The sequence below is a fragment of the Edwardsiella ictaluri ATCC 33202 genome (genome assembly GCF_000264785.1).
In the GTDB taxonomy this organism is placed as follows: domain Bacteria; phylum Pseudomonadota; class Gammaproteobacteria; order Enterobacterales; family Enterobacteriaceae; genus Edwardsiella; species Edwardsiella ictaluri.
The window spans coordinates 1-657 of the sequence record NZ_AFJI01000116.1 but is presented as its reverse complement, the minus strand read 5'-3'; the positions used below and the strand labels follow the sequence as shown (position 1 = coordinate 657).

Below are 657 nucleotides of genomic sequence, written 5' to 3'. Positions count from 1 at the left end.
TAAGAGCCGCTAACAAAACCGTTCAACAAAGCGCAAGCAGATAACAGCACAAGCCAGCGTCAGCAATGCAAGATGGGTATCCAGCCGCCGTTCGAAGCGAATACGCAGCTTGCCAAAACCCGCTAACCACCCATGAGTTCGCTCTACAACCCAGCGATAACGACCCAAGCGGTCATTGCTATCAATGCCTCGCCGGGCAATACGGGCCTTGATTCCCCGCCGCCTCAGATAATCCCGGCAACGGCGAAAATCATACCCCTTGTCTGCGTGTAGCTTGTCAGGCCGATATCGTGGTCGCCCTCTCTTGCCGGCTAACGCCGGGAGGACATCCAACAATGGCTCAAACATTATCGGGTCATGGCGATTGGCTCCTGAGACAAGCACGGCGCGTTGGATGCCCTGACGTTGCACCACGATGTGTCGTTTACTGCCCAACTTGCCTCTGTCTGTCGGGTTACGTCCTGTTTCCTGGCACCCCGGGGGCTGGCTACGCTCGCGCCATCGAGGCTTGCTCTGCTCCAGTCGATGTGACCCGCTTGGTGTTGCTGGGTCAGCAGAGCCACGTGAAATCGCAGCCAGATGCCTTGAGCTTGCCAGTCGCGTAGGCGACGCCAGCACGTCATTGCGCTGCCAAAACCCAGCGACTGGGGCAAGCCC

General features: G+C 58.3%; 1 pseudogene. It reads right to left on the bottom strand.

The features are described from left to right. Nucleotides 1-9 precede the first annotated feature (9 nt). Nucleotides 10-657 (bottom strand): annotated as a pseudogene (locus EIEH_RS18290) (IS5 family transposase); the annotation flags it as partial.